This window comes from Vibrio phycocola (genome assembly GCF_053850235.1).
Genome location: NZ_JBSQDJ010000002.1, coordinates 367047 through 393235 on the forward strand (window position 1 = coordinate 367047; position 26189 = coordinate 393235).

Annotated in this window: 26 protein-coding genes; 14 read left to right on the forward strand and 12 right to left on the reverse strand. The window is 41.6% G+C overall.

The window, feature by feature from the left end:
• The first annotated feature begins 100 nt into the window (after positions 1 to 100).
• From ACWU4D_RS04990 to ACWU4D_RS05005, 4 genes are read left to right on the forward strand one after another with little or no spacing between them, the layout of a single operon-like run.
• Positions 101 to 1918 carry an extracellular solute-binding protein gene (locus ACWU4D_RS04990; RefSeq protein ID WP_456050293.1) on the forward strand — a complete coding sequence of 606 codons (1818 nt, stop codon included), beginning with the start codon at positions 101 to 103 and terminating at the stop codon, positions 1916 to 1918.
• A gap of 13 nt (positions 1919 to 1931) precedes the next feature.
• Positions 1932 to 3020, forward strand: coding sequence for a microcin C ABC transporter permease YejB (locus tag ACWU4D_RS04995; RefSeq protein WP_456050294.1), 1089 nt, complete (start codon positions 1932 to 1934; stop codon positions 3018 to 3020).
• Positions 3021 to 4067, forward strand: coding sequence for an ABC transporter permease (locus tag ACWU4D_RS05000; protein WP_456050295.1), 1047 nt, complete (start codon positions 3021 to 3023; stop codon positions 4065 to 4067).
• Positions 4067 to 5659 carry an ABC transporter ATP-binding protein gene (locus ACWU4D_RS05005; protein WP_456050296.1) on the forward strand — a complete coding sequence of 531 codons (1593 nt, stop codon included), beginning with the start codon at positions 4067 to 4069 and terminating at the stop codon, positions 5657 to 5659. Before ACWU4D_RS05000 ends, ACWU4D_RS05005 begins: the two co-directional genes overlap by 1 nt.
• Before the next feature lie 50 nt (positions 5660 to 5709).
• Here ACWU4D_RS05005 and ACWU4D_RS05010 read toward each other — a convergent pair whose 3' ends face one another.
• Positions 5710 to 6291, reverse strand: coding sequence for a TetR/AcrR family transcriptional regulator (locus ACWU4D_RS05010; protein ID WP_456050297.1), 582 nt, complete (start codon positions 6289 to 6291; stop codon positions 5710 to 5712).
• 299 nt (positions 6292 to 6590) lie between these two features.
• On the opposite strand from ACWU4D_RS05010, the gene ACWU4D_RS05015 reads away from it, so the two are divergent.
• From ACWU4D_RS05015 to ACWU4D_RS05045, 7 genes are all read left to right on the forward strand, one after another.
• Complete coding sequence (locus ACWU4D_RS05015; protein ID WP_456050298.1) at positions 6591 to 7031, forward strand: RNA-binding S4 domain-containing protein; 441 nt, start codon at positions 6591 to 6593, stop codon at positions 7029 to 7031.
• A gap of 121 nt (positions 7032 to 7152) precedes the next feature.
• Positions 7153 to 8127 carry a response regulator gene (locus ACWU4D_RS05020; protein WP_456050299.1) on the forward strand — a complete coding sequence of 325 codons (975 nt, stop codon included), beginning with the start codon at positions 7153 to 7155 and terminating at the stop codon, positions 8125 to 8127.
• Positions 8124 to 9095: a GGDEF domain-containing protein gene (locus tag ACWU4D_RS05025; RefSeq protein WP_456050300.1), complete on the forward strand. Its 972-nt coding sequence runs from the start codon at positions 8124 to 8126 to the stop codon at positions 9093 to 9095. The genes ACWU4D_RS05020 and ACWU4D_RS05025 overlap by 4 nt, the downstream gene beginning before the upstream one ends.
• A 131-nt stretch (positions 9096 to 9226) precedes the next feature.
• The gene (locus ACWU4D_RS05030; RefSeq protein ID WP_456050301.1) at positions 9227 to 9583 is read left to right on the forward strand and encodes a DUF805 domain-containing protein; all 357 of its coding nucleotides are present in this window, start codon (positions 9227 to 9229) and stop codon (positions 9581 to 9583) included.
• A gap of 32 nt (positions 9584 to 9615) precedes the next feature.
• A complete protein-coding gene (locus ACWU4D_RS05035) occupies positions 9616 to 10440 on the forward strand; it encodes a DUF4197 domain-containing protein (RefSeq protein WP_456050302.1) in 825 nt (274 codons plus the stop codon).
• Between the two features lie 320 nt (positions 10441 to 10760).
• Entirely contained in the window at positions 10761 to 11588 is an 828-nt protein-coding gene (locus tag ACWU4D_RS05040; RefSeq protein ID WP_456050303.1) for an AraC family transcriptional regulator, read from the forward strand.
• Positions 11589 to 11602: 14 nt separating this feature from the next.
• On the forward strand, positions 11603 to 12223 hold the full coding sequence (locus ACWU4D_RS05045; RefSeq protein WP_456050304.1) for a LysE family translocator: 621 nt from the start codon (positions 11603 to 11605) through the stop codon (positions 12221 to 12223).
• Here the strand turns inward: ACWU4D_RS05045 and ACWU4D_RS05050 are convergent.
• Positions 12220 to 13236, reverse strand: a complete 1017-nt coding sequence (locus tag ACWU4D_RS05050; RefSeq protein ID WP_456050305.1) for an SDR family oxidoreductase — start codon at positions 13234 to 13236, stop codon at positions 12220 to 12222. The genes ACWU4D_RS05045 and ACWU4D_RS05050 overlap by 4 nt on opposite strands.
• A gap of 72 nt (positions 13237 to 13308) precedes the next feature.
• Between ACWU4D_RS05050 and ACWU4D_RS05055 the strand changes: the two genes are divergently transcribed.
• A complete protein-coding gene (locus ACWU4D_RS05055; RefSeq protein WP_456050306.1) occupies positions 13309 to 13959 on the forward strand; it encodes a TetR/AcrR family transcriptional regulator in 651 nt (216 codons plus the stop codon).
• A gap of 184 nt (positions 13960 to 14143) precedes the next feature.
• On the opposite strand, the gene ACWU4D_RS05060 is transcribed toward ACWU4D_RS05055, so the two are convergent.
• From ACWU4D_RS05060 to zwf, 5 genes are all read right to left on the reverse strand, one after another.
• Complete coding sequence (locus tag ACWU4D_RS05060) at positions 14144 to 14398, reverse strand: hypothetical protein (protein WP_456050307.1); 255 nt, start codon at positions 14396 to 14398, stop codon at positions 14144 to 14146.
• A 508-nt stretch (positions 14399 to 14906) separates the two neighbouring features.
• Positions 14907 to 15092: a hypothetical protein gene (locus ACWU4D_RS05065; protein ID WP_456050308.1), complete on the reverse strand. Its 186-nt coding sequence runs from the start codon at positions 15090 to 15092 to the stop codon at positions 14907 to 14909.
• A 153-nt stretch (positions 15093 to 15245) separates the two neighbouring features.
• The gene (gene gnd / locus ACWU4D_RS05070) at positions 15246 to 16694 is read right to left on the reverse strand and encodes a decarboxylating NADP(+)-dependent phosphogluconate dehydrogenase (protein WP_456050309.1); all 1449 of its coding nucleotides are present in this window, start codon (positions 16692 to 16694) and stop codon (positions 15246 to 15248) included.
• Between the two features lie 13 nt (positions 16695 to 16707).
• The gene (pgl, locus tag ACWU4D_RS05075) at positions 16708 to 17424 is read right to left on the reverse strand and encodes a 6-phosphogluconolactonase (RefSeq protein WP_456050310.1); all 717 of its coding nucleotides are present in this window, start codon (positions 17422 to 17424) and stop codon (positions 16708 to 16710) included.
• Positions 17421 to 18923 carry a glucose-6-phosphate dehydrogenase gene (zwf, locus tag ACWU4D_RS05080; protein ID WP_456050311.1) on the reverse strand — a complete coding sequence of 501 codons (1503 nt, stop codon included), beginning with the start codon at positions 18921 to 18923 and terminating at the stop codon, positions 17421 to 17423. Before zwf ends, pgl begins: the two co-directional genes overlap by 4 nt.
• A 417-nt stretch (positions 18924 to 19340) precedes the next feature.
• Here zwf and ACWU4D_RS05085 point away from each other — a divergent pair, with 417 nt between their 5' ends.
• Together ACWU4D_RS05085 and ACWU4D_RS05090 are read left to right on the forward strand one after the other, a co-directional pair.
• Positions 19341 to 20087: a PHP domain-containing protein gene (locus tag ACWU4D_RS05085; protein ID WP_456050312.1), complete on the forward strand. Its 747-nt coding sequence runs from the start codon at positions 19341 to 19343 to the stop codon at positions 20085 to 20087.
• A gap of 104 nt (positions 20088 to 20191) precedes the next feature.
• Complete coding sequence (locus ACWU4D_RS05090) at positions 20192 to 20560, forward strand: cytochrome b562 (protein WP_456050313.1); 369 nt, start codon at positions 20192 to 20194, stop codon at positions 20558 to 20560.
• 216 nt (positions 20561 to 20776) lie between these two features.
• On the opposite strand, the gene ACWU4D_RS05095 is transcribed toward ACWU4D_RS05090, so the two are convergent.
• From ACWU4D_RS05095 to ACWU4D_RS05115, 5 genes are all read right to left on the reverse strand, one after another.
• Positions 20777 to 20923 (reverse strand): hypothetical protein, encoded by a 147-nt coding sequence (locus ACWU4D_RS05095; protein ID WP_456050314.1) that lies wholly within the window; start codon positions 20921 to 20923, stop codon positions 20777 to 20779.
• Between the two features lie 299 nt (positions 20924 to 21222).
• Positions 21223 to 22305 carry a BMP family ABC transporter substrate-binding protein gene (locus tag ACWU4D_RS05100; protein ID WP_456050315.1) on the reverse strand — a complete coding sequence of 361 codons (1083 nt, stop codon included), beginning with the start codon at positions 22303 to 22305 and terminating at the stop codon, positions 21223 to 21225.
• 254 nt (positions 22306 to 22559) lie between these two features.
• Complete coding sequence (locus ACWU4D_RS05105; RefSeq protein WP_456050316.1) at positions 22560 to 23489, reverse strand: ABC transporter permease; 930 nt, start codon at positions 23487 to 23489, stop codon at positions 22560 to 22562.
• The gene (locus ACWU4D_RS05110) at positions 23489 to 24598 is read right to left on the reverse strand and encodes an ABC transporter permease (protein ID WP_456050317.1); all 1110 of its coding nucleotides are present in this window, start codon (positions 24596 to 24598) and stop codon (positions 23489 to 23491) included. Before ACWU4D_RS05110 ends, ACWU4D_RS05105 begins: the two co-directional genes overlap by 1 nt.
• A complete protein-coding gene (locus tag ACWU4D_RS05115; protein ID WP_456050318.1) occupies positions 24591 to 26123 on the reverse strand; it encodes an ABC transporter ATP-binding protein in 1533 nt (510 codons plus the stop codon). The genes ACWU4D_RS05110 and ACWU4D_RS05115 overlap by 8 nt, the downstream gene beginning before the upstream one ends.
• Positions 26124 to 26189 lie beyond the last annotated feature (66 nt).

Here is a 26189-nt window from a genome sequence, read left to right on the forward strand (position 1 = left end):
ACTAACATTATAGTTTGATGGTCTGTAGAAGAGTGTTCGCTTTACAATCGTTAGTCAGGGAGCTCTGACTAGGGACATAAGTTCATTACAAGGATTTAAGATGGGAAAACAACGTCTATTTTTATTGGGTCTACTGTTAGGTTCCGTGCATACAACTGCGCTGGCTGATGTCATTGAAACCACGAGCTTAGTGGGTTTTGGTTCAGCTAAATACCCAGCGGATTTTAAGCATTTTGACTATGTTAATCCAGAGGCTCCTAAATTTGGCGATGTGACTTATGGGCAAGTTGGGACTTACGATAATTTCAATCGTTACGCTTCTCGCGGTGTCGCCGCAGCAGGGTCTGGCGAACTTTATGATACCTTGATGTTCTCTCCTAATGATGAAATTGACTCATACTATCCGCTCATTAGCGAAAAAGTGCGATACTCCGACGATTACTCTTGGCTGGAAATCTCAATTAATCCAAAAGCGCGTTTTCATGATGGTGAGCCAATTACCGCTCACGATGTCGTGTTTACCTTCGACAAATTTATGACCGAAGGTGTGGCACAATATCGTGTCTACTACAAAGAGATTAAATCGGTTACCGCGCTTGATGATTTGACTGTGCGAATTGAGATGGAAACACCTAATAGAGAAAAACTGTTTAGCTTCGCAGAAACAACTCGAGTGTTACCGGAACACTATTGGAAAGATAAAAATTTATCTGAACCGTTAACCGAACCGCCGGTCGGAAGTGGCCCCTACAAAATTGTCTCTTATAAACCGGGCCAAAGTGTCACCTTGGAACTTGACGACAACTACTGGGCAAAAGACTTCCCGGTTAACGTTGGTCGAAATAATTTTAAATCAGTTCAATATGATTATTATCGTGATGACACGGTGATGCTTGAAGCGTTTAAAGCTGGCGAGTTTGACTTACGTCGAGAATCTTCCGCAAAGTTTTGGGCCAATTCTTATACTGGTGCGAATTTTGATGCTGGCTACATAAAAAAAGAAGAAATTGCTCATCAAAATCCTGCGCCTACACAAGGGTTTGTATTCAACACTGAACGCAGTGTGTTTAGTGATCCTAAAGTCCGAGAAGCATTGAACTACGCAATGGACTTTGAGTGGATGAATAAGAATATGTTCTATAACCAATATTCTCGAACGCGCAGTTATTTTCAGAATACCGAATTTGAGGCTCAAGGTTTACCAACACAGAGTGAGCAAGAAATCTTAGAGCCGTTCAAAGATCAAATCCCATCACGTGTTTACACTGAATCGTATCAACCTACTGTAACCGATGGTTCAGGTCGAATTCGCAAACAACTAAGAACAGCTTTTGCATTGCTAAAAGAAGCCGGTTGGGAAGTCAAAGATAAAGTGATGACCAACATTGAAACCGGTGAACCGTTAACGTTTGAGTTAATGATATATAGCCCAACCACAGAACGCCTTGCTACGCCCCTGCAGAAAAACTTGAAGTTGCTTGGTGTTGATATGAAGATCCGCTCCATCGATGTGACGCAATACACTAAACGTCTACGTGACCGTGATTTCGATATGGTGTCGTCGTCCTTTGGTGCGAATCCTTATCCTAGCCCAAATCTACTGATTCAGTGGCATTCAAGTTATATCGATTCGACGTACAACACGGCAGGCGTTAAAAGCCCAGTGGTTGATGCGTTAACCGAACAGATTGCGAAAAGCCAAGAAGACACCGAAAAACTCACGGCATTAGGTCATGCATTGGATAGAGTGCTGACGTGGAATTTCTACATTATTCCGCAGTGGTACATTAGTCAGTACCGTGTTGCGACGTGGGATAAGTTTGAACGCCCAGATGTGATGCCAAAATACGATTTAGGTATTGATACGTGGTGGGTATCGCAAGAGAAAGCGGCAAAACTGCCTGAAAAACGTCGTTAACCGAGAGTAAGCTATGGCAGCGTATATATTCCGTCGTCTATTGTTGGTCATTCCTACTTTGTGGGCGATTATCACGATTAACTTTTTTATTATTCAGATTGCACCAGGCGGCCCAGTAGAGCAGGCAATCGCCAATTTAGAAGGGCATTCCTCGGGAATTATGGAGCGCTTTTCAGGTGGTGGCTCTGAAGTTGAACTCGCTGCTCTTGATAAAGGTGGCAGTTCTGGCTACAAGGGGTCACGCGGACTAGACCCTGAAGTTGTCGAAGACATAAAACGTCAGTTTGGGTTCGATAAACCGATTCTAGAACGCTATCTGGATATGCTTAAAAATTACATTACCTTTAACTTTGGAGAGAGCTTATTCAAAGGCGGTAACGTGATTGATTTAATCAAGGAACGTCTTCCTGTTTCTATCTCCCTAGGGTTATGGAGTACCCTGATTATCTACCTTATTTCCATTCCTCTTGGGATTGTTAAGGCGATTCATCATGGTTCGCGTTTTGACGTGTGGTCAAGCGCATTGGTGATTGTGGGTTATGCGATACCCGGTTTTCTGTTTGCTATTATTTTGATTATTTTATTTGCCAGTGGAAACTATTTTAGCTGGTTCCCATTGCGTGGACTGGTGTCGGATAACTTTGCGTCGTTGACTTGGTATCAACAGATCATTGATTACTTTTGGCATTTGGCGTTGCCGATTTTTGCCATGGTCATCGGTGGGTTTGCCACGTTAAGTATGCTCACGAAAAACTCTTTTCTCGACGAAATCAATAAGCAGTACGTGGTGACGGCTAGAGCTAAAGGCTTAGACGAAGGCAGTATCTTATACAAGCACGTATTTCGTAACGCGATGTTGATCATTATTGCAGGCTTTCCGAGCGCGTTTATCAGTATTTTCTTTACCGGTTCGATGTTGATTGAAGTGATGTTCTCTCTGAATGGCATTGGTTTGCTTGGCTTTGAATCGACAATTCAACGTGACTATCCGGTCGTGTTTAGCTCCTTGTACATTATGACGCTTTTGGGGCTTATTCTGAGTATTATTTCCGATTTAACCTATACGTGGGTTGATCCGCGCATTGATTTTGAGGCTCGCTAGATGTTGTTTAGTGTCGAAACGATGAAACCGATAAATGCCGCTCGCTGGCTACGTTTTAAGGCGAACCGTCGCGGTTTTTGGTCTCTCTGGATTTTTTCATTATTGTTCTTTTTCAGTTTATTTGCCGAATTTATCGCCAATGATAAGCCTTTACTTGTCTCTTATGAATTGCAGTGGTACTACCCAGTATTTTACGAATATCCAGAGGCGCAATTTGGAGGTGAGTTTCCAACAGAAGCCGATTACACCGACCCTTATGTTACTGATTTGATTGAGGAGAATGGCTATATTATTTGGCCACTGATTCGGTTTAGTTATGACACCATAAATTATGATATTCAAGGTGGAAGCGTGCCTTCTGCTCCTGATGACACCAACTGGTTAGGGACCGATGACAAAGGGCGAGATGTTTTTGCAAGGATTATCTACGGTTTTAGAATATCGGTGCTTTTTGGTTTTGTGTTAACCATCATATCATCGGCTATCGGCGGCGTTGTTGGTGCAACACAAGGTTACTATGGCGGTTGGATTGATTTAGCAGGTCAGCGATTCATTGAAGTTTGGTCTGGTATGCCAACGTTGTTTCTTCTTATTATTCTCTCGAGTTTTATTGAGCCCAACTTCTGGTGGCTGTTAGGTATTATGGTGCTGTTTAGTTGGATGGGTCTGGTTGGCGTGGTTCGCGCCGAATTCTTACGTTGTCGAAATTTCGACTATGTCAAAGCAGCTCAGGCCATGGGTGTTTCCGATAGACGTATTATGCTGCGCCATATGCTGCCTAATGCCATGGTAGCGTCGTTAACCATGATGCCGTTTATTCTTTCAGGTTCGGTTACCACCTTAACTTCACTCGACTTTCTTGGCTTCGGTTTACCCGTTGGTTCTCCTTCTCTTGGAGAGCTGCTAGCGCAAGGCAAAGCTAATTTGCAAGCACCTTGGCTCGGTATTTCCGCGTTTGTTGTGTTGTCATTAATGTTAACGCTATTGGTTTTTGTCGGCGAAGCAGTACGTGATGCATTTGATCCGCATCAACAGGGGAGAGGCTAATGAGTACACCAGTATTAAATATTAGCGATCTTTCTATTGGCTTTGGACGAAAAGGGAGTGTCGAGGAAGTCACTCATAAGGTGTCGTTGTCGGTTGATAAGGGAGAAACGTTAGCGTTAGTCGGCGAGAGTGGTTCTGGGAAATCGGTAACCGCAAATGCCGTGTTAAAGTTACTTGAGAAAGGATCAGCGCACTATCTTAATGGTTCGATAAACTTTAATGGTACGAATACGTTAACCTGCTCTGAACGAGAGCTTCGTGGCATTCGAGGTGGGAGAATTGGCATGATTTTCCAAGAACCAATGGTATCGCTAAACCCACTGCATAAAATAGGACGCCAGCTGGTTGAAACTGCTGAAATTCACCGTGGTTTAAGAAAAACCAAAGCACAAGCGCTTGCGATTAGTTGGCTCGACAAGGTGGGAATTCGCCAACCGGAACAAAAAATCGAAGCCTATCCCCATGAACTATCCGGTGGAGAACGGCAGCGTGTGATGATCGCCATGGCGCTAATCAATGAACCGGAGCTATTGATTGCCGATGAGCCAACCACTGCTTTGGATGTTTCCGTTCAGGCGCAAATTTTAGATTTGTTAAAAGCCCTTCAGCAAGAGCTGGGGATGGCGATGTTATTTATTACCCATGATCTAAGTATTGTTCGCCGCATCGCTGACAGAGTGGCGGTGATGCAAGATGGCAATCTGGTGGAAATCGCCGACTGTAAAACTTTGTTCGATACGCCCCAGCACTCCTATACTCGTAAACTCATTGATTCGGATCCGAGAGGGCGACCTGTAACCATAAACGCACAAACAGAATCATTGGTTAAAGTGGATGACTTAAAAGTATGGTTTCCTATTAAAGGTGGTCTATTTAAGAAAACAGTCGGCCACATCAAAGCCGTGACTGATATGGCGTTTGACTTAAGATCAGGACACTCGATTGGTTTAGTGGGAGAGAGTGGTTCGGGAAAATCGACCACGGGAATGGCTCTGTTAAAGTTAGTTAACTCTCAAGGTTCCATTCAATATCAAGGTACCGAACTTCAAGGTTTAGATCGCCGGGCCATGCTGCCATTTCGTAGTCGCATGCAAGTTGTGTTTCAAGACCCTTTTTCGGCACTTAACCCTCGAATGTCAGTTGCGCAAGTGATTGGAGAAGGAATGCGGGTTCACACAGAACTGAGTGACGATGACATTGATCGGCGGATTTGCGAAGTTATGCGAGAAGTTGATCTTGACCCCGAAACGCGTCACCGCTATCCCAATGAGTTTTCAGGAGGGCAGCGCCAGAGAATTGCGATTGCCAGAGCGTTAGTGCTGCAACCCGAGTTTATCTTACTCGATGAACCAACGTCCTCTCTCGATCGAACGGTTCAAGCTCAAGTTCTTGATTTACTTAAGGAGTTGCAGAAAAAGTATGGGTTGACTTATCTGTTTATTAGCCACGATCTTAACGTTGTAAAATCACTTTGTCATTTTACGATAGTGATGAAACAAGGTGTGATTATTGAGCAAGGTGAAACCCAACAGCTATTTTCTTCGCCACAGCAAGAGTACACGCAGCAACTCGTGGCATTGTCGACGTTTTAACAAGCGCAATCAGTGAGAGAGTGAAATGTGGGTCTCTCTCACTGATATTTCTATTTAGATGATTTTATCAACTCAATAAATGCATTGTTTGAAGCTTCTACATCTTGGTAGCGCTCAGCTTTTGTCATAACGCGGATGCCTTGCATTTGCACCAATATTGCTTTGGCGATTGCTCTCGGCTCTACCTTATCCGTGATTAAGTTCTCTTCTTGAGCACGTTTTATCGCCGAATATGCCGCTTCTTCGATGGACGCTAATATGTGGTCACAGGTTTTGCGAATATCTTCACTTTCATTAATGTTATCAAACAAACCATTGAGAATATAATACCCAAAGCTAGAGCTCGATTGACGCTCAGTAAAGTTGTTTAGAAAGAACTCTACCTCAGGCCAAGAGGCGGAGTCGCTACACAATTCTCTATATGCAGGCCAAGAGATCTTTTTAAAATAGTAAATTAGTGATTCAAAATAAAGTGTTTGTTTATCACCATAACTATCATAAAGAATAAATCGATTTATTTGTAACTTCGCGACTAAATCAGCGACAGAGGTATTTTCAAATCCTTTTTCCCAAAAAACTTCCATTGCAAGTTTTAGTTTTTCTTCCCTGTTAAAACTGCGGGCTCTTGCCATTTTTCCTTTTCACTCACATATAGTTATTAAGTAGGTATCTCATAAACGATACATTGTATTCTAAGTTAGCACGTCTATAAAGTCTTCTAAATAGTAAAGCAGTAAACCATATCGCCAATTGATGAGAATGCCTCGTTTAATAGTTAGAAGATTTTCCATTTGAAAAGTAAGTGATAATGGGTGCATACAAGTTGCTATTATACGCGATAACATTGGAAATAACGTGACTCACCCATTCAAAATCGCTACCCTCAAATCAATATTTTAGTTGCGTTATATGACAGACAGTAGGAATGAGAATGAGTTCAGATCAAGAAGAAATTGAAGTAGAAGCCATTGGTATTGAGGTCGATTCGCAACCCATTGAACTGTATAAAGTCTTAAAAATAGCGAATGCCGTTAGTGGCGGTGGAGAAGCTAAATATGCAATTTCAGAAGGATATGTTGCCGTTAATGGTGAATTAGAAATCCGTAAGCGTCGAAAATTATTCGATGGTGATTTGATAGAATTTAACCAAGAGTACTATTTGGTGATTTGTGATCAGCCCGTCGATAATACACCTAAGGAAAAGGTGCCAAGTACCCCGCGAAAGAGCGCTCCAGTAAAAAATAGTAAGAAAGCAAAAAAGGCGTCGGCTTCAAAAAGTGACACGACGAATAAAAAAAGAAACCCTAAAGAGCAGGTAATGATTGAAGCCGCGACAGACGGTGGTCGATCGCGACTTCGGTTTGGTGAATAGCCTTAATCATTGATAAGTGTATATAGATAACTTGCTAAAATGAATATAGTTTTTTTGCAAACGCTAGATATTCAGCTAAACTAAAATTATTTTGAACTCTACTTAAAATGGCGTACTAAACATGCATGTAGTGATATGTGATGATTCTGCTCTTGCTCGAAAATCGTTACATCGTACGATCAGTGCTGTATTCGAATTTGATGTCGTTTTTTGTGAAAACGGTCAGCAAGCGTTAGATCATCTCGCAGCACACCCTGTTGATATCCTTTTTCTCGACCTTACTATGCCTATCGTTGATGGCTTTGGCGTACTCCAAGCGCTACCTGTTAACGATTATCCGACTCAAGTTATCGTTGTTTCAGGCGATGTTCAGCAAGAAGCGAAAAATCGTTGTTTGGCATTAGGTGCAATCGATTTCATTGAAAAGCCATTTAATCGCGATGCTGTGTTTAATTTATTGTCGCAAATTGGTGTTACGAAAAAGGGTGAGAAGGGCGCATCTGATGTGGTCACAGCAGATGAAGACGCCATAGATCCTCAAGTTAAGTTCAAAGAATTGATTAACGTCGCTCTCGGACTTGCTGCAGCTATTGTTTCGGACAAAATAGGAATATTTATCGAGCTCCCTATTCCGACTGTCGGCGTTTTGGAGACGAGCGAACTCAATATGGCGATTACCGATGCTCTCCAACGAGAGAACCTACATGGTGTTGCTCAGCGGTTCGTTGGATCAGGTTTTCACGGTGAAGCACTTGTCTGCATGCGAGGTGAAGGGATTGATGGTATTGGCCGTTCTTTAGGGTTCTCTCCTGAACAAAGTAGTTTGAACGAAATTGTTTTAAACCTCTCAAACCTTTTGATTTCTACATTTCTTAATTCTTTATCAGATCAAATGGGAATCGACTTATCGCTACGCCAACCTGTCACGTTAAAAAATTCATATAGCGAAAGGTGTGTTGTTAAAGAGAGTAATGAAGCAGCGTTTGCTGTGGAGTTTACGTATTATGCTGAGAATACCGATTTTGAATGTGAAGTACTTCTTTTCTTTGATCAACAGTCTGTAGGTGCGATTAACTCTGTGATGGATACACTATGAAGCAAGGTGAATTAACGGTTGGAATGAGCGAATTCCATTGGGCTATGCAAGTCATGGACACGATCGATGTCGGACTTGTTGTTGTGGATCGTGAATACAATGTGTGCCTTTGGAACAGCTTTATGCAGGGTTATAGTGGTGTGCGTGCTGATAAGATCATGTCGAATAACCTGTTTTCTGTGATCGACGGTCTCCCGGAACAGTGGCTGAAATCCCAAATAGATAGCTGTGCTGAGTTGGGGAGCCGCAGCTTTTCAAATTGGGAAGACCGACCATTTATTTTCGAGTTTGTGAATTATTCTCCGATCTCAAATGGTATGGATGTGATGTACCAAAATTTGGTACTGACGCCATTGAAATCGTTAAATGGTGAAATTTCTCATGTTTGCCTAATGATCCAAGATGTTTCTGATATTGCGAAGAATAAGATAACACTACGTGAATCCAATGCGCATTTATCTGAAATCAGCCAACAAGATGGGTTAACCGGGTTATTTAACCGCTCATATTGGGAATCTCGATTTGCGGAAGAATATCAACGATCATCCATTACTGATCAGTGCTGTAGTGTGGTAGTTCTGGATATTGACCACTTTAAGAAAGTCAATGATAATTATGGTCATGCCGCAGGTGATGAAGTCATTCGTCAGACTGCCAAAGCGTTACTATTGACGGCCCGACGTACTGACGTATGTGGTCGATATGGTGGCGAAGAGTTCGTCGCACTGTTGCCTGATACAACCGCGGACCAAGCGAAGTATTTTGCTGAGCGAATGAGAAAGCGAATTGAAGCCTTAATCGTTAAAACTGAGACAGGAGATATTAGTTTTACAATAAGTCTTGGTATTGCTCAGCTGAATAGTGATATTCTTAGCCACCTTGAATGGTTCGAGTGTGCTGACAAAGCTCTGTATTTCTCTAAAGAGCATGGTCGAAATCAATCAAGTACTTATCAAGAGGGCGTTTAATCCTTTGGTTTAACTTAGCTTTTATATTTGTGTGATACGTATACTCATTAAAGTATAGACATGGCCGATTTATCGTTTCGTCAAACGCCGTGCCTCGATCACATCAAATAAATCGAATTACGGGAATTAATATGAGTTGGTATCTGTTGGTATTGAGTAAATACGCGGTATTCTCTGGTCGAGCAAGACGCCAAGAATATTGGATGTTCTTTCTCTTTAATCTGATATTCACAATCGCATTGGGTTTTGTTGACCGAATGTTTGGAACCGACGTCCTGAGCTTTGTCTACGGTGTATTTATCTTTATTCCTAATTTAGCTGTGTTAGTTCGTCGTTTACATGATACTGGGCGTTCAGGTTGGTGGGCTCTGTTATTATTGGTTCCCCTAATTGGTATATTGGTACTATTTATCTTTGCTATTCTTGATGGCCATACAAACGAAAATGAATATGGGCAAAACCCTAAGCACATTGCCCCTCGTTATTAATTGTTTATCAGTTTTATTTATAGGAAGTTATTATGAAAAAAGTCGCTATTGTCTCTTCACTACTTTTATGTTCAACCTTTAGTCATGGGTTTGATTTGAAGAGCGTTGCTGAAAGTGTTGTGAGTAAAGTGTCAGAATCATCAGACAGCACGTCAGAGAGTAGTGCGACTGATTCATCATCGTCATCAGATCTTAGTAATTCAACGGTTTCCAGTGCGGTTAAAGAAGCGCTAACCCTCGGCGTTGATTATGCAGTAACCAGCTTAGGTGCTGATGATGGTTATTTAAATAATGATCTGGTGAAAATTGCGTTACCTGAAAACTTACAGTCAGTTGAGTCTTTGATTCGCAAAGCCGGTGGTGATGAAATTGCTGATAATTTGATCAACTCAATGAACAGTGCAGCTACCAAAGCCGCGCCTGAAACCGCGTCTATTTTTGTCGATGCAATCAATAATATGAGCCTTGATGACGCAAAAGCGATTCTCAATGGTGGTGATAATGCGGCAACAGAATACTTCTCGGCGAATACTACCGATTCGTTGACATCGTTAGTATCTCCAATTATTCAAGAAACAATGGAAGAGAATAAAGTTGCTGAATACTATGACACTTTCAATGATTACTATAAAGAATACGGTAGTGAACTGGTTGAGAGTGCGAATGTCTCTAGCTTAGCTAAGTCACTAGGTGTAGACAGTTATATTCCTTCATCAAGCGATCAAAATTTAGATGAATATGTAACCGAGCAGGCGATTGATGGTTTGTTTACAATGATTGCTGAAAAAGAAGCATCGATTCGTCAAGATCCAATTGCTCAAACGACTTCACTATTACAAAGTGTTTTTGGTGATTAGTTTCAGGTTTTTTTGTCACTAGGTGTTAAGCGATATTGCTTAGATGCACTAGCTTAGACGTATTTATATTGCAATTTAAGAGCACTTATCTCATATGCAGGTAAGTGCTTTTTTAATGACTATTTAATGGATAATCGATGATGACGTTCTTGATAGGTGTGGTCTATATCGAAGTTATCGCCTTTTGTTTCAGCATTTGGTAGAACTGAAATTAAATAACTCAATTCAGCAATTTTGTTCAAGTTTTCTTATCTGTTCCTCATTATAATTATTTTATGGTAATCAACTGAACCGATTTATCTTGGAAAAGGAGAGGAGCGATGACGTCAAAGAATCAATTTCAGTTTGCTGCAAGTCGTCACCTCGCTGGAGTTACGGTTTTAGAAGCGAGCATGAGTGACTTTTCTTATGAGAAGCACGCTCATGAAGAGTATTCGCTAGGTGTTACGCTTCAGGGAAGACAAGATTTCTTCGCTCAACGAGCTTTTCATAAGAGTTCGCCCGGTAAGGTGATTATCTTTAATCCTGAAGATGTACACGATGGACACTCAGGAGGTGATGCGAATTTACACTATCAAATGTTGTATTTTCGTCCAGAAGAGATGCTGTGCCAATTTCGCGCACTCGGTGTGTCGAGTTCACATCCATTAAGAGTAAAAGGGTCAGTCTTTGATGATCCATTGTTAAAGCATCAGATTTTGAATCTTTCGAATCTAATCAGTACTGAACAAACGTCAAAATTAGAGGAAGAAGCGAGTATATTTCAAATTGCCCAGTCATTAGTCAGACTTAATGGCAGTCTATCAGCTCCGATATTGGTGAGACGTAAAGATAAATTATTATTGAGAGCGAAGGAATATATTGCTGCCAATTTGAATAACGATATTAGCATTGATGATATTGCTAATGTTGCAAGCATGTCGAAGTTTCATTTTATACGCCTATTTCGATCCCAATTTGGTATCACACCTCATCAATATGTTCTTAATTGCCGAATTAACTTAGCCAAGAAAGCGCTCGATTCTGGTTTGTCTTCAGTCGAAGTCGCACAACTGTGTGGATTTGCAGATAGCAGTCACTTAAATCGGCGATTTAAAAGCTATTTCGGTATGACACCCAAACAGTATCAACTGCAACTTACCCAATAAAAAAGAGCCTTTTTATGTTAGCCATATTCGCTTACGCATTTAGCGTAATGTACAGTCCTGGACCAATGAATTTACTTGGCCTTCATCTCGGTTTTCAAGGTAGAGCAAAAGCCAATATTGGATTTTACGTCGGTATTAGTACTGCAATGCTGATCTTATTTATTTCGATTGCATTTCTTGGGTCTCAGATTATTAGCAAGTCATTACTTCCATACATCAGTATTATTGGGTGCAGTTATATGTTGGTGATCGCTTGGAAAATATCGCAAGCCAAAGTGAATATGAAGGATCAGAAAGTAGAGCAGGGTGATCTTACATTTCGAGATGGCTTGGTGATGCATATTCTTAATCCTAAGGCATTTATTGCCACGCTACCCATCGCGACCATTCAGTTTCCTGCAATGGGCATCGTTGGCCCTCAGATTATCCTATGGTCTATCGTCCTTTCGGTATTCTCATTTGGGGCCCCAGCAGGTTACGCGTTGGTCGGTTCTATACTAGGGAAACGAGTCCAACGTCAGCAGTACTTTGCTTATTTCAACGCGCTGATGTCGATTCTACTCGTATACGCCGCAACCACGATTGCTTATCAACATGCTTATTTGCCTTTGTTTGTTGATAGTAATCTTTTTTAGATTGCACCATGTTTAATGAGGCTTTGAGCCGTGGCCAGAATAGATTCACGCTCGGCTCTTGGCTGCCAGTTAAGTTTTTCTCTCGTTTTCGTATTGTCGACGTTATGTTTGTAGTTGAGATCTTCAACGACGGTTTTCAAAGCTGGATCAAAATAGGAAACCAGTCGAGCAACAGTGTTAGGTAATGCGTATTTTGGAATCTTATAATTTAGGTATTCAGAACGTAGCACCTCGGCAATATCACTCATCCACATGAAATCACCCGTTGCGAGGAAGCGCTCACCATTGGCAGCGTCTGAAGTCATTGCGAGGATATGAGCTTCTGCGACATCTCGAACATCTGAGATAGTAAACCCAAGTTTAGGGATCGCTGGGAGTGACTTATCCATTAGCTTTATGATGACTTCTGCAGACGTTCCGTAGTCAGACTCAAGAACAGGTCCTAGTATGATTCCTGGTAGCACCGTTGTTAGTTCTAGCCCTGATTGATTCGCGTAATCCCAAGCGGCGCGCTCAGCGAGTGTCTTGGATTTATAATAAGGGGTAACTCGTTTATTGTCTGGGTTGCTCCAACTCAGCTCGGTTTGAATATCTTGATCCTCACCATACAGCACCGTTGCGACAGAAGAGGTTAATACGACACGTTGAATTTGGTGCTTGTTTGCGGCTTTCAGCACTCGTAAAGTCCCATCAACCGCAGGCGTAATTAGCTCGTTTTCATCTTTGGGGACATAAGATAAAAATGGCGATGCACTGTGAATGACATAGTCGGCTCCTACCATTGCTGAGTCCCATCCATCATCCACCATCAAGTCACATTCAACGAAACTCAGTGTTGCGTCAGAATTCGCAACATGACTATGAATAATTTTCTTTATGTCAGCTGAACGGTCAAGTGAACGCAGTGTTCCTCGTACATTAAATCCACGATTGAGTAACTGAATTGCGATATGGCTGCCGAGAAAACCGGTAATCCCCGTAACGACAACTGTTTTTGAGTTATTCGAGTTCATAAATCATTTCCTTTTAGGTGACACAAATTACGTTTTTTGTCAGAAATGTTATACTGACAAAAAGTGTAATTTATGTCAAGATGTTATTTTTACACCTCTAACCGTGACACATGGCATGTGTTACTTAACCTAAGGGTTACCAATATGTTAGCCGACGATAGAAAATTTCAGATCATTGAAGCTGCCATTGATGTCTTTGGCACTTATGGCTATAAAAAAACGTCAATGAAAGACATCGCTGATGCGCTCGATATCTCTCGACCAGCGCTCTACCAATACTATAAAAACAAAGAATCAATTTTTCTTGCTTTGGTCGATCATATGTTGGAATTAGGAGAACAAGCGGCTATTCGTGGGTTTGGCCGCTCAGATGATCATTTTGATTGTTTGCTCCATGGTGTTCAGGAAATGGAGAGAGTTATATTTTCTCCAATTTTTAGCAAACCAAATGGTAAAGAGCTGTTTCTTTTATCGAAGAAAATGGCACCTAACTTGATGGAAGAGTTTGAAGAAAGATTTTTGGCTCATATTGTTTTGAACCTTGAAAAAGCTCAAGAAGAGCAATTGATTAACTTTAGGGCACTTGATATCGGTTCACGAGAAGTCGCTCAACTTTTATTACTCGGTATCGACGGAATTAAGAGAGCGAGTCACTCACAAGACGAATTGGATCGTCAAACAGAATTATACATAACAATATTTTGGCGAGGGCTAAGATGTTAGGTGTTGAGTATATCACTCTGCAGCATTCGCTAATTCGGAAGGTGGCGAATTTAAAACATGTCATACAGAACAAGAATGAATCATCTTCTAGAGTTGAGATGAAAAAAACAGTGAGACCATAACAGTCTCACTGTTTTACCCAGATGATAGGGGGATATCACCTGAATTCTTTGTATCTATGGGGTTAGTCCTTTGGAGGCGCTGGAAGTTCATTTTTAGATAACACGCCATCACCATTTTCATCAAAGTGGTCAAATTCGTCTACCAATGGTCCCTGAACTTCGTCTTTAGATAGTACCCCATCTCCGTTTGCGTCAAGTTGATCAAAAGATGGTGGTGGACCAGGGTGACCTTTTTGTTGGTCAGCAGCAAAGCTAGGTGCAGAGATTAAGAGAGATGTTGCACACAGTAGGCTTAGTAGGGATATGTTTCTTTTCATTATATTTATACCTTTTTGTTTATAGTGATTAAGCGAGTTATTGGTGTTGCTGTGTGTTCGAAATCGGCGATCAATAAACTGTATATACAGCTTACTTATTATATTTATTGCCCATTCCTTAAACAGAGAGGTCTCGTAGTGAATCGACAGTGTATGGCCCGTTTGGTCAAATTTAGATATGGTCATCTACTTTCTAAGTGCGCACGCTAACTATTGTGATGTGTTTTTTCTTTTCGTTAGAGCTCAATCAGCGCGCTGATAACCATCAATGAGTACTCTACGGCCATATCTAAGAACATCAGAGTTTACAATGTGTGGTGATGTAAAATATTGAGCCTTGTTAATGTTTTCTCGTTAATGTTATAGACAGAAAAATACTTCTGATTGGAGTTGCACGGGAGTGAAGGATTGGCTTATTGTTTACGCTAGAGCGCGTAGAATGGTTGGACACCCGATTAAAAATGCCACATTTAATATGTGGCATTTTGATAAGGCTTAAACACTAAAATTAAGCGCACTTTTTATAAGCTGGCTCTGCGACTTCTGACTTTGGACATTCACGCAAAATAACTTGTGCTTCAGCAACAAGACGTCGGCGTTTCAGTTCTTCATCAGATATGGTCGTTGCATTGCTTAGTCGCGCTTGAGCAGTATCTAATTCGCTCGGAACAAACACATAATATTTGTTGAACATAATTATCTCTCCACTAAATGCAGTAAGTTTGAATCATAAATTGTTGATTCAAAAGGAAAATGAGATATTGATTATTCTAATATCTCATTTTCGCTGTAATTATAATACAAATATTGAGTAAATCTCGCTCAAAAGTGAGAACAAAGCGAATTGTTAAACATCATAAGTGGTTGACGCTGTGTCACCACCAGTTCCTGTCCAATTAGTATGGAAAAACTCACCGCGCGGTTTATCTGTGCGCTCATAGGTGTGAGCACCAAAGTAATCACGCTGAGCTTGCAGCAAGTTAGCAGGTAGTCGAGCAGTCGTATATCCATCAAGGAACGAAAGGGCTGATGTCGTACACGGCATTGGAATTCCAACTTCTAAGGATTTCGCGGCCACTTTACGCCATGCACTTAGGCAATTTTCTAAAATAGCTTTGAAGTAAGGGTCTGAACCTAAGAATGCTATTTCTGGGTCAGTATCAAATGCGTCACGAATGTTGCCCAAAAATGCTGAACGAATAATACAGCCTCCGCGCCACATTAACGCCACATTACCGTAGTTGAGATCCCAGCCGTTTTCATTTGATGCTTCACGCATCAGCATAAAACCTTGTGCGTAGGAAATGATCTTCGAAGCCAGAAGAGCTTGACGAAGCGCGTCAACCCACTCTTGTTTGTCACCTGCTACCGTTTCTACTTTTTTCCCAAATAGTGCTTCTGCTGAAACACGTTGCTCTTTTAGTGAAGATAAGCAGCGAGAGAATACTGATTCTGAGATCAAAGTAAGAGGAATACCAAGATCAAGTGCGTTAATACCGGTCCATTTTCCTGTGCCTTTTTGACCTGCTGTATCGAGAATCTTGTCAACGAGAGGCGCACCATCTTCGTCTTTGTATTTAAGAATATCAGCAGTGATTTCGACAAGGTAGCTATCAAGTTCGGTCGTGTTCCAATCAGCAAAAACTGCCTGCATTTCATCGGCAGACATTTTAAGGCCATCTTGCATAAACTGATACGCTTCGCAGATAAGCTGCATATCACCGTATTCGATACCGTTGTGAACCATCTTCACAAAGTGGCCAGCACCATCGTTACCAACCCAATCACAACAAGGTTCGCCTTTATCTGTTTTCGCGGAAATACCTTGAAGAATCGGCTTAACTGCTTCCCAAGCTTCAGGAGACCCACCTGGCATAATTGAAGGTCCAAAACGAGCTCCTTCTTCACCACCTGAAACACCTGTTCCAATGAAGTTGATGCCTTTTTCTCGTAAATAGGCCACACGGCGGTTAGTATCTGGATAATTCGTATTACCACCATCAATGATAATGTCACCCTTATCGAGAAGTGGAATCAGCTGCTCAATAAAGTTATCAACGACCTCTCCAGCACGAACCATTAGCATCACTTTGCGTGGAGAAGCTAGCTTATCGACCATTTCTTGTAGCGAGTAAGCACCGACGATGTTTGTATCTTTTGCTGGACCTTCTAGAAATTGGTCAACTTTAGCCGCTGTACGATTGTGAGCCACGACTTTAAAACCATGGTCATTCATATTTAGGATAAGGTTTTGACCCATAACCGCGAGTCCAACTACACCAATATCACCTTTCATTATTTCTGCTCCTTTATGCCATCTTTTCGGCGGCGGCTGAATCGAGATACCACTCGGTTTCACCATGAGTTGATTGTATTTTAGCGGCTGGGTATGGCAATTCATCTGCTGGTGTGGATGAAATTTCTTGGATAATTTCAACCTTACCCGAACCTAGCACTAAATAGCTGATACGTTTTGCTGCTTGTATAACCTTTGCTGTTTTTGATACTCGAAACTGTCCCGATTCTGGGTGAGTCGCAACGACAGATAGATTAGGATCCTGATAATTGGTCACGTTAGGGAAAAGAGATGCAGTATGGCCATCACCACCAATACCTAACAAAATCCAATCGAAAATGGGCGTGTCGTTCTCACATGGAATGACGGCTTTCATTTCATCAGCGAAACGCAATGCTTCTTTCTTAGGATCGGATTCTCCGCGAATGCGATGGATGTTTTCGGCTGGAATGTCGATTTGGCTAAACAACAGAGTATTGGCTTCACCATAATTACTTTCTGCATCTTCTGGAGCAACGCAACGTTCATCACCCCACCAGAAATGCAAATTCTGCCAATTAATCGTTGCAGCATATTCCGCTGTTGCTAATAGTTTGAACAACATTTTAGGGGTACTGCCGCCAGACAATGAAATGTGTACCGGCGTACCTTTCTGACTGTAAATGTTTAAATCATCGGCAAGTGATCGTACAACTTCATTAGATGTTGGAAATATTTTATGACTGATCATAGTTCGCAATAGTCCGTATTTGTTAAGTTCTTACATGGAAAACGCCATTCGCGGTTGTTTTTGTTCAATAAATTGTCCGCTTCTTTTGGCCCCCAAGTACCACACGCATAACCATAGAGAGATTTCGGGTCTTGTTTATAATCAATGATTGGTTGAACGAACTTCCAACAGGCTTCGACGGCATCTGTACGTGCAAATAATGTGGCATCGCCATTTAGTGCATCGAGCAATAGTCGTTCATAGGCGGTGAGCATCTTGGTTTCTTCCAACTCTGCATAATGGAAGTCCATCGATACTTCTTTGGCATTAAATCCAGCGCCTGGTTCTTTTAAGCCAAAACTCATGAGAATGCCTTCATCAGGCTGGATTCGAATGATAAGTTTGTTTTCAGGCGCGTTTTGACCAAATACAGGGTGAGGCGTACGCTTAAAGTGTATGACCACTTCTGTCACACGGGTAGGTAGGCGTTTACCAGAACGAACGTAAAAAGGAATTCCATTCCATCGCCAGTTATTGATGAACATTTTCAATGCGACATAGGTTTCGGTACGCGAATCATCAGCAACACCTGTTTCATCTCGATATCCGGGCAAGAATTCTCCACGCACACTGGATTCGGTGTATTGACCTAACACTAAGTTCTCGTCTAAGTCTTTGTCAGTTAATGGCTGTAAGCTTTGCAGCACCTTGTTGACTTCGTCTCGAATAGAGTCAGCAGTAATTGCTGCGGGAGGCTCCATCGCCATCATAGCAACAACTTGGAGCAAGTGGTTCTGAAACATATCACGTACAGCACCTGAACCGTCGTAATAGCCGCCTCGCTCTTCTACTCCAAGGAATTCAGCACCAGTAATTTCGATGTAATCGATAAAGTTACGATTCCATAAAGGTTCAAACATACCGTTGGCAAAACGTAAAACCAATAGATTTTGTACCGTCTCTTTACCAAGATAATGATCGATGCGGTAGATCTGGTGTTCCTTGAAGTTCTTATGAATTTCAATATCTAAGGCTCGTGCTGATTCAAGATCATACCCAAACGGTTTTTCGATAATCAGACGTTTCCAACCATCACTTTCATCATGAAGGTTATGGGCAGCAAGACAGGTTGGGATCACACCATACAGGCTTGGCGGCGTGGCTAAATAGAACATAGTATTACGTTGTTCTAATTGATATTGCTCAGCTAATTGATCCAAGCGAGTCGTTAACTTGTGGTAGTCATCGACATCAGCAGTATCAAGTGCTTGATAGTGTATATGTTGACAAAAACGATCGAGGACTTCCGGTTTGGTTTCCTCTAACTCTCGCATGGACTGAGCTAACTTCTCTCGATAAGAGTCATCAGTGTATACGGTTCTACTCACTCCAAGAATGGTAAACGATTTAGGCAGCTGATTACTTGCATATAGGTGATATAAAGCCGGAATAAGTTTGCGGTACGTAAGGTCACCAGAAGCACCAAAAATTACGATGCTACTATTTTCAGGTATAACCATTATTCTTCCCTTAAAGCGAGCTGACTAGTAATTTTGCTTAGACTATCAGCGCATTAGACTACTGAAAAATTGGTTTTCTCTATCATACTGATAGGCTGACGCTACTTGATGTTGAGATATCAACACGTAATATAGGGTCTTAACCAATTCTCTATTTTGTACGACAATTTAAATTTCATCAAGCAAGAACGTACTTTCGATAGCGTTTTTTCATGACTAAACGATAACTGGGTGACCTACTTGTAATCTAGAGTTTATCAGCTTCCCTACGAGTCATAAATAACGTGAGCTACGTCACTATAAGTAAGCGCAAGCCTGATTTCAACCATAAGGTAAGTGGGGAATTTAATTGGCATTTACATTGTTACTTATTTCATTGCACTGTTAGAATGTGATCTGGTTAACAAGGAGGAAGCAATGCACTTAGAAGTTGATACTCACACTCATACTATCGCGAGTGGGCACGCATACAGTACGCTTATCGAGAATGCGAAAGTCGCTCGTGAAAACGGATTAAAGATCATGTGTGCAACGGATCATGCTGAGTTAATGCCAGGCGCACCGCACCCTTGGTTTTTTGTTAACCAGAAAGTTCTCCCTCGATTTATCGAAAATGTTGCGATTATTAGGGGTGTTGAATCAAATATAATAGATGAAACCGGCAATATCGATATTCAGCCCTTTATGGATCAAAACCTTGATTGGATCATTGCCAGTTTCCATGAGCCGGTATTTGCGCCGAACAATACGAAAAATCACACTACCGCATTACTTAATGTGATTAAGAATGGGCGTGTTGATGCATTAGGGCATCTGGGAAATCCCCGGTTTGATTTTGATTTTGACGAAGTTATTTCATGCGCAGCGGAACATAATGTCGCGATAGAACTCAATAATAGTACCTTACTTGGGCATAGCCGCGTTGGAAGTATCGATCGTTGCTATAAAATTGGTGAAATCGCAAAACAATACAACGCATTTATAACCACAGGAAGTGATGCACATTTTTGTGATGCGATCGGTAAGCTCGATCTAGCCCAAGCATTAATAAACAAAGTTGGGATTGATTCACAACAGGTGATCACTCACCGTGCGTCGCAGTTTCTCTCATTTCTTGCATTACGCGGCCATCAGCCAATCGACGCATTTTCGACGCTTGGTTAAATTTTTATAAAACGATACACCTATTATAATTTGAAACAAATTTAGTGTGGTTAAAAGAGTGAGATTACATAAACTCACTTTAAATTAGGAAGCTGGAGATAAAAATGAAAAAAATAGTATTAGCATTAGTTGGTGTCGGACTCAGTTTTAATTTATTCGCTGCAGACATAGATCTTGAAGCAGTAATGAAAGAAATTAATTTAAATTATAAAAAAGCCGCTCGTGCAGAAACCGTTGAAGATATGCAGTCTCGAATCGATAACATTGATGTATTAATCGAAAAAGCGAAACAAGGCGATTATTCACCAGAGCGTAATGAGTTATACCAAGAAGGATTTGAAAAGCTAACTGTTGCATTTGCTGAAATAGACGAAACACTCGCAAATGGCGATATCGATGCGGCACGTGGTCAACTTAAAGAGATAAATAGCCTGAAGAAAGAGTATCACAGAGCAAACAAGCAACTTGATTAAGAAGGCTTTTAGCTAGGTTTCAGTAATATAAAGTGCAGTCAGGTGAGGTTTTGCACTGAATGTAGAGAAGTGTTTTCGGTAGGCACAATGTTTTAGATAGAAAGCATAGGCTCGGCTTGTACAGGCGGTGAATCAGAAGTATCTGGTTCGCCGTTTTTTATTTGCAGTTGGGTGCTCGTAGCCGAGTAACATTTTCCATTGGTGGCCGAATGGGAATTAACCAGCCCACGTGAGTGATAAAAGTAGGATAGGAACTGCGACACATGCAAAAAGAGTTAAAACGCTAACGGCTTCTTTAGCGAAAGAAATAAATGCGTTTGTTTCCTGAGTAGTTTCTATTTGAGAAGCTAATGTTGAATTCATAGTGATATCCTTTATGTTGTTTAATTTGATTATTATTAAGTATCTGATCACATTATTGGTAAAAATGTGACCCATGTCAACTTATTTGGTAATTTAATTACATAAAAGTGGAAATTTAGTAACAAGTTGAGGGAGTGCTTAGCTAGATATGTCTCTGTGTTAGAGAGGTTTCATTGAATGACGGTAACGTGTAAGTTAGCAACAGCATTAAGATAAAAAACGCGCTACTCAGTAGCGCGTTTTTATTTTTAATCGTTCGCTAGCACTATCTAAATGATATCGCGAGTGAACAATGTAGCTTAGTTGCTTGAAGGGATCGTTGCTTTGATGCCTTCAACATACCAGTTCATACCAACAAGTTCTGCATCAGGTGGTAAAACACCCGCAGCGATTTTCTCATTTCCTTGGTTGTCGTTTAGAGGACCAGCAAAAGGAACGATTTCACCTGATTTGATTTTATCGTGAGTTTCAGTGATCGCCGCTTTAACATCTTCAGGAAGGTTATCGTTTACCGATGCGATTTGAAGAATGTCATCTTGGAAGCCATTCCAGTAGTCTTCTGAAGTCCAAGTACCGTCGATAGCTGCTTGAACTGTTTTGATGTAGTAAGGAGCCCAGTGATCACGTATTGAGAACATATGAGCTTCAGGAGCGAAATGGCTCATATCTGATGCTTGACCAATTGCTTTCATGCCGCGCTTTTCAGCTGCGATAACAGGGGCAGGGCTATCTGTGTGTTGAAGTAACACGTCGACACCTTGGTCCATTAGCGCATTTGCTGCATCGTTTTCTTTGCCTGGATCATACCAAGTGTTAACCCATACAATTTTTAAATCGATATCAGGATTGACGCTTTTCGCACCTAAGTATACTGCGTTAATGTCGCGAATAACTTCAGGAATTGGAAATGATGCAATATAACCAATGGTATTTGTCTTGGTTGTCATCGCTGCAGCTACACCAGAAACGTAACGACCTTCATAGGTACGTAGAGCGTATGTACCAACGTTTTTAGAACGTTTAAAACCTGTAGCGTGCTCAAATTTCACTTTTGGAAAACGCTTTGCTACCTTAATCGTTGGATTCATAAAGCCAAATGAGGTGGTAAAAATTACGCTGTTACCGGCTTTTGCTAGCTGAGTGATAACACGTTCAGCATCCGCACCTTCCGCAACATTTTCAACGAATGTTGTTTCTACTTTTCCACCGAAATGTTTTTCCATTTCTAGACGGCCTTGGTCGTGCTCGTATGACCAACCATGATCACCGACAGAACCCACATATACAAAGCCTACTTTTACAGGATCTTCTGCAAGGGCTGAAGCAGAGAACATTGCTGACACAGAAAGTGCAGCCATGGACAACCACTGATTAATTTTCATGAAATACTCCGTTTCCAAAGGTTAATATTTGTATTAGTACCGACTTATAGCAAATTACTGACCAATTCGTGTATTTATTCATGAAATACGTCTGATTTAGCCATTGAGCCATAATACGGCTGATGTAGATCATTTATATGCCAAATCTACTTGGGCAGATTGTTTTCAACGTAAAAACAAATCGGTTGTTTTGCCTGATTTCTGGGCAAGTACTGCACTGAGATCAAGCAAAACGAAACTTCATAATTGCTTTATTAATGAGCTTTAGGATCGAAAGGTTTACCTAAACTCATTGGGGTTGCTAATTTTTGTCGTACTTTATTTGAGCTGATCAATACCATAACGACAATCGTTGATACGTATGGCGTCATTGCGAGCAAGTTTGGAGAGATATCAAAACCAAACCCTTGCATCATTAAATGCATTATCGATGTAAAGCCAAATAAATAGGCGCCCAATACGAGATACCCTATACGCCAGGAAGCAAAAACAACTAATGCTAGAGCGATCCAGCCTCGACCAGCGGTCATACTTTCCATCCACATTGGTGTATAAGAGAGAGACAAGTACGAACCTGCAAGCCCAGCCATTGCGCCGCCAAATAAAACGATGGCAAAGCGTAACGGGATAACCTTAATGCCTAAAGCGTTTGCTGAGTGTGGGTTTTCGCCAATTGCGCGTATGGTTAATCCAAGGCGTGTCTTGTGCATGATGTACCAAATAATGGCTACTGCACTAAAGCTGAGATATACCATGAAGTCATGTTGGAAAAGGACTGGGCCAATAAACGGGATATCACTTAACAGTGGAATATGAATTGTTTCAAACCCCGATATGGTAGAACCAACGAGGTTGCTGCCCAAGAACGCACTTAACCCAGTACCGAAAATGGTTAATGCGAGACCTGTTGCGACCTGATTAGAGTTCAGGAATAGTGTTAAACCGCCAAAAATCGCTGCCATTAACATACCTGCCAAAATGGCACAAAGCATTCCAACGGCCAAGCTTCCTGTGAAATATGTCCCGGCAAATCCTGCCATAGCACCCATCAACATCATGCCTTCCTGGCCGAGGTTAAGAACACCTGATTTTTCACACACCAACTCGCCGAGCGCAATTAATAATAAAGGCGTGCCGGTTTTTACAGCTGCGATAGCGATTTGTTGAATTAGTATAATATCCATTAGGCAGTCTCATCCTTGTCTAATGTTAACGTTTGTTCTGGAGATGTAGGTTTACGTTTTGTAGACACAAATTCGTAATAAATTAAGAAGTCACATGCTAATAGGAAGAACAATAACGTTCCCTGAAACAAGCCTGTAACGGCTGTGGGTAGTCCTAGTTCGATTTGAGCGAGATCGCTTCCCATGTACAGCGTCCCCATAAATAAAGCGGATAAAACGATGCCAATAGGGTTAAGACGTCCTAAATATGCCACTATGATTGCGGCATAACCATATCCAGGAGAAACCGATGGTATAAGTTGACCAATTGGTCCAGTTACTTCGGCTGCGCCTGCGAAACCTGCGAGTGCACCTGCGAATAGCATGACGCCCCAAACGATTTTATTGCCATTAAAACCAGCGTAAGTTGCAGCGGAGGTATCTTCTCCAAACACTCTCAATTTAAATCCAGGGAGGGTTTTAAACAGAACAAAACTGGTGATGAATGCGATTATGATAGCGATAACCACACTAACGGTTGCACGGCTTTCTTCATTTAATAGAGGAAGCATTACACCATCAGGGAAAATCGCTGACTCAGGAAAACCATATCCATTAGGATCGCTGAGTGGGCCATGTACTGCCCAAAGCAGCAAATACAAGCCGATATAGTTGAGCATGATGGTGGTTAAGATGATATTGGTGTTGAAGATGCGGTATAGCAATGTGGGAATTGCTGCCCAGCCCATGCCAGCGACGATACCCGCCATTATAACAAGCAACTGAGATCCGAAACCTGCTTCTTCTCCCATTTGAATCGCCACAGCACTTGCCGCAACTGCACCGATCAGAAGTTGACCTTCTGCTCCAATATTCCAAATGTTCGCTCGATAGCACAAAGCTAAACCAATAGCACAAAGCATCAGAGGTGGCGCTTTTACCATTAGCTCACCGATGTTGTAGCTGTCGCTAAATGGCTGAATAATAAATACTTCAAATGCCGCAAGTGGGCTGACATCAAGCCAAATGAACATCAGACTAGAGGTTAGCATAGTTAATGTTACCGCAATCAACGGCGATAACCATTTCATGACTTGAGAGCTTTCAATCCTTGGTTGAACTTTAAACATGAGTATTATTCTCCTGTTTAACAAAACCACCGGCTATCCATTGTCCGATTTCTTCGATATTGGTATCACCTGTTTTGACCATTGGCGATAATTTTCCTTCATAGAGTGCAGCGAGGCGGTCTGAGATAATAAATAGTTCATCAATGTCTTCTGAGATAACCACAATTGCGGCTCCGGCATCGCGCAGTGCAATAAGCTTACGGTGAATTGAGCTAGCGGCACCAATATCAACACCCCATGTCGGGTGTGCACAAATCAGTACTTGAGGGTGTTGATGTATCTCACGACCAATAATGAATTTTTGTAAGTTGCCGCCTGATAAACTTTTTGCTTGAGAATGTTCGTTACGACATTTCACTTTATTTGACTTAATAAGGGAACGAGCAAGTTCCTTCAATCGGCGTGTATTAATCAAACCGTGGCGTGACATATCTGCACTAAATGTGAGCAGTGTGTTCTCTTCTAGTGTCATTTCTGGCACCGCACCCTGACCTAAACGGTTGGTAGGGACGTGCGCCATACCCATAAGTCTGCGAGCACCAGCATGAAGGTGTCCAATGGGTTGTTGGTTAAATAACACTGACGCCTTTGGAACTCGTGGATCTTCGCCGCTAAGAGCTTCGAGTAGATCTTCTTGCCCATTACCTGCTACACCGGCAATACCGAGGATTTCACCTGCACGAAGCTCGAGATCGATGTTTGAGATACCACATCCAAAAGGATGAGCAGGTGGAAGTGTCAAGTTATCTGTTTTTAGGGTTACGGCGTCACTATATGCTTTATCATAACTTTCTGATAACTCAGCATCACTGCCCACCATCAAACGTGCAATTGAATTTGGCGTTTCGTCTGCAGGAACACATGAACCACTGACAAGCCCCCCTCGTAAGATCACTGCGCGATCGCACAACTCGGTCACTTCCTTCAGTTTATGGCTAATAAACATAATACTACAGCCTTCACTAGCCAGCTTTTTTAGGACTCGGAAAAGGCCAGAGACTTCTTGTGGAGTCAATACAGACGTGGGTTCATCTAGGATCAGAAGTTTCACATCTTGAATTAAACAACGTAAAATTTCTAAACGCTGTCGTTCACCAATTGAAAGGGTGTGAACGTAGCGGTCGGGCTCAACATGTAGATCGTAACGACTACTCATCTCAACAATACGTTGATGTAAATTGCCCACTTGTTTGACAAACTCTTTATCTAAACCGAGCTCGATATTTTCTAATACGGTTAATGTTTCAAATACCGAAAAGTGTTGAAACACCATCCCAATTCCCATGGCACGAGCTTGATTTGGCGAAAGAATATTGATGGGTTGGCCATTCCAATAAATTTGACCTTCACTTGGCTTACTTACGCCATAGATCATTTTAACTAGGGTTGACTTACCCGCACCATTTTCGCCCAGCAATGCGAGAATTTCGCCAGAATACAGTTTTAAATCGACATTATTGTTGGCTATAACGCCGGGGTAAAACTTACTTACCTTCTTCAACTCTAAAAGAGGAACAGTTGTCATGTTACGCGAATATCCTTTTGTATCTCTGCTAGCGTAATGCACGTAATGCAAAAAATTGACCAAGTG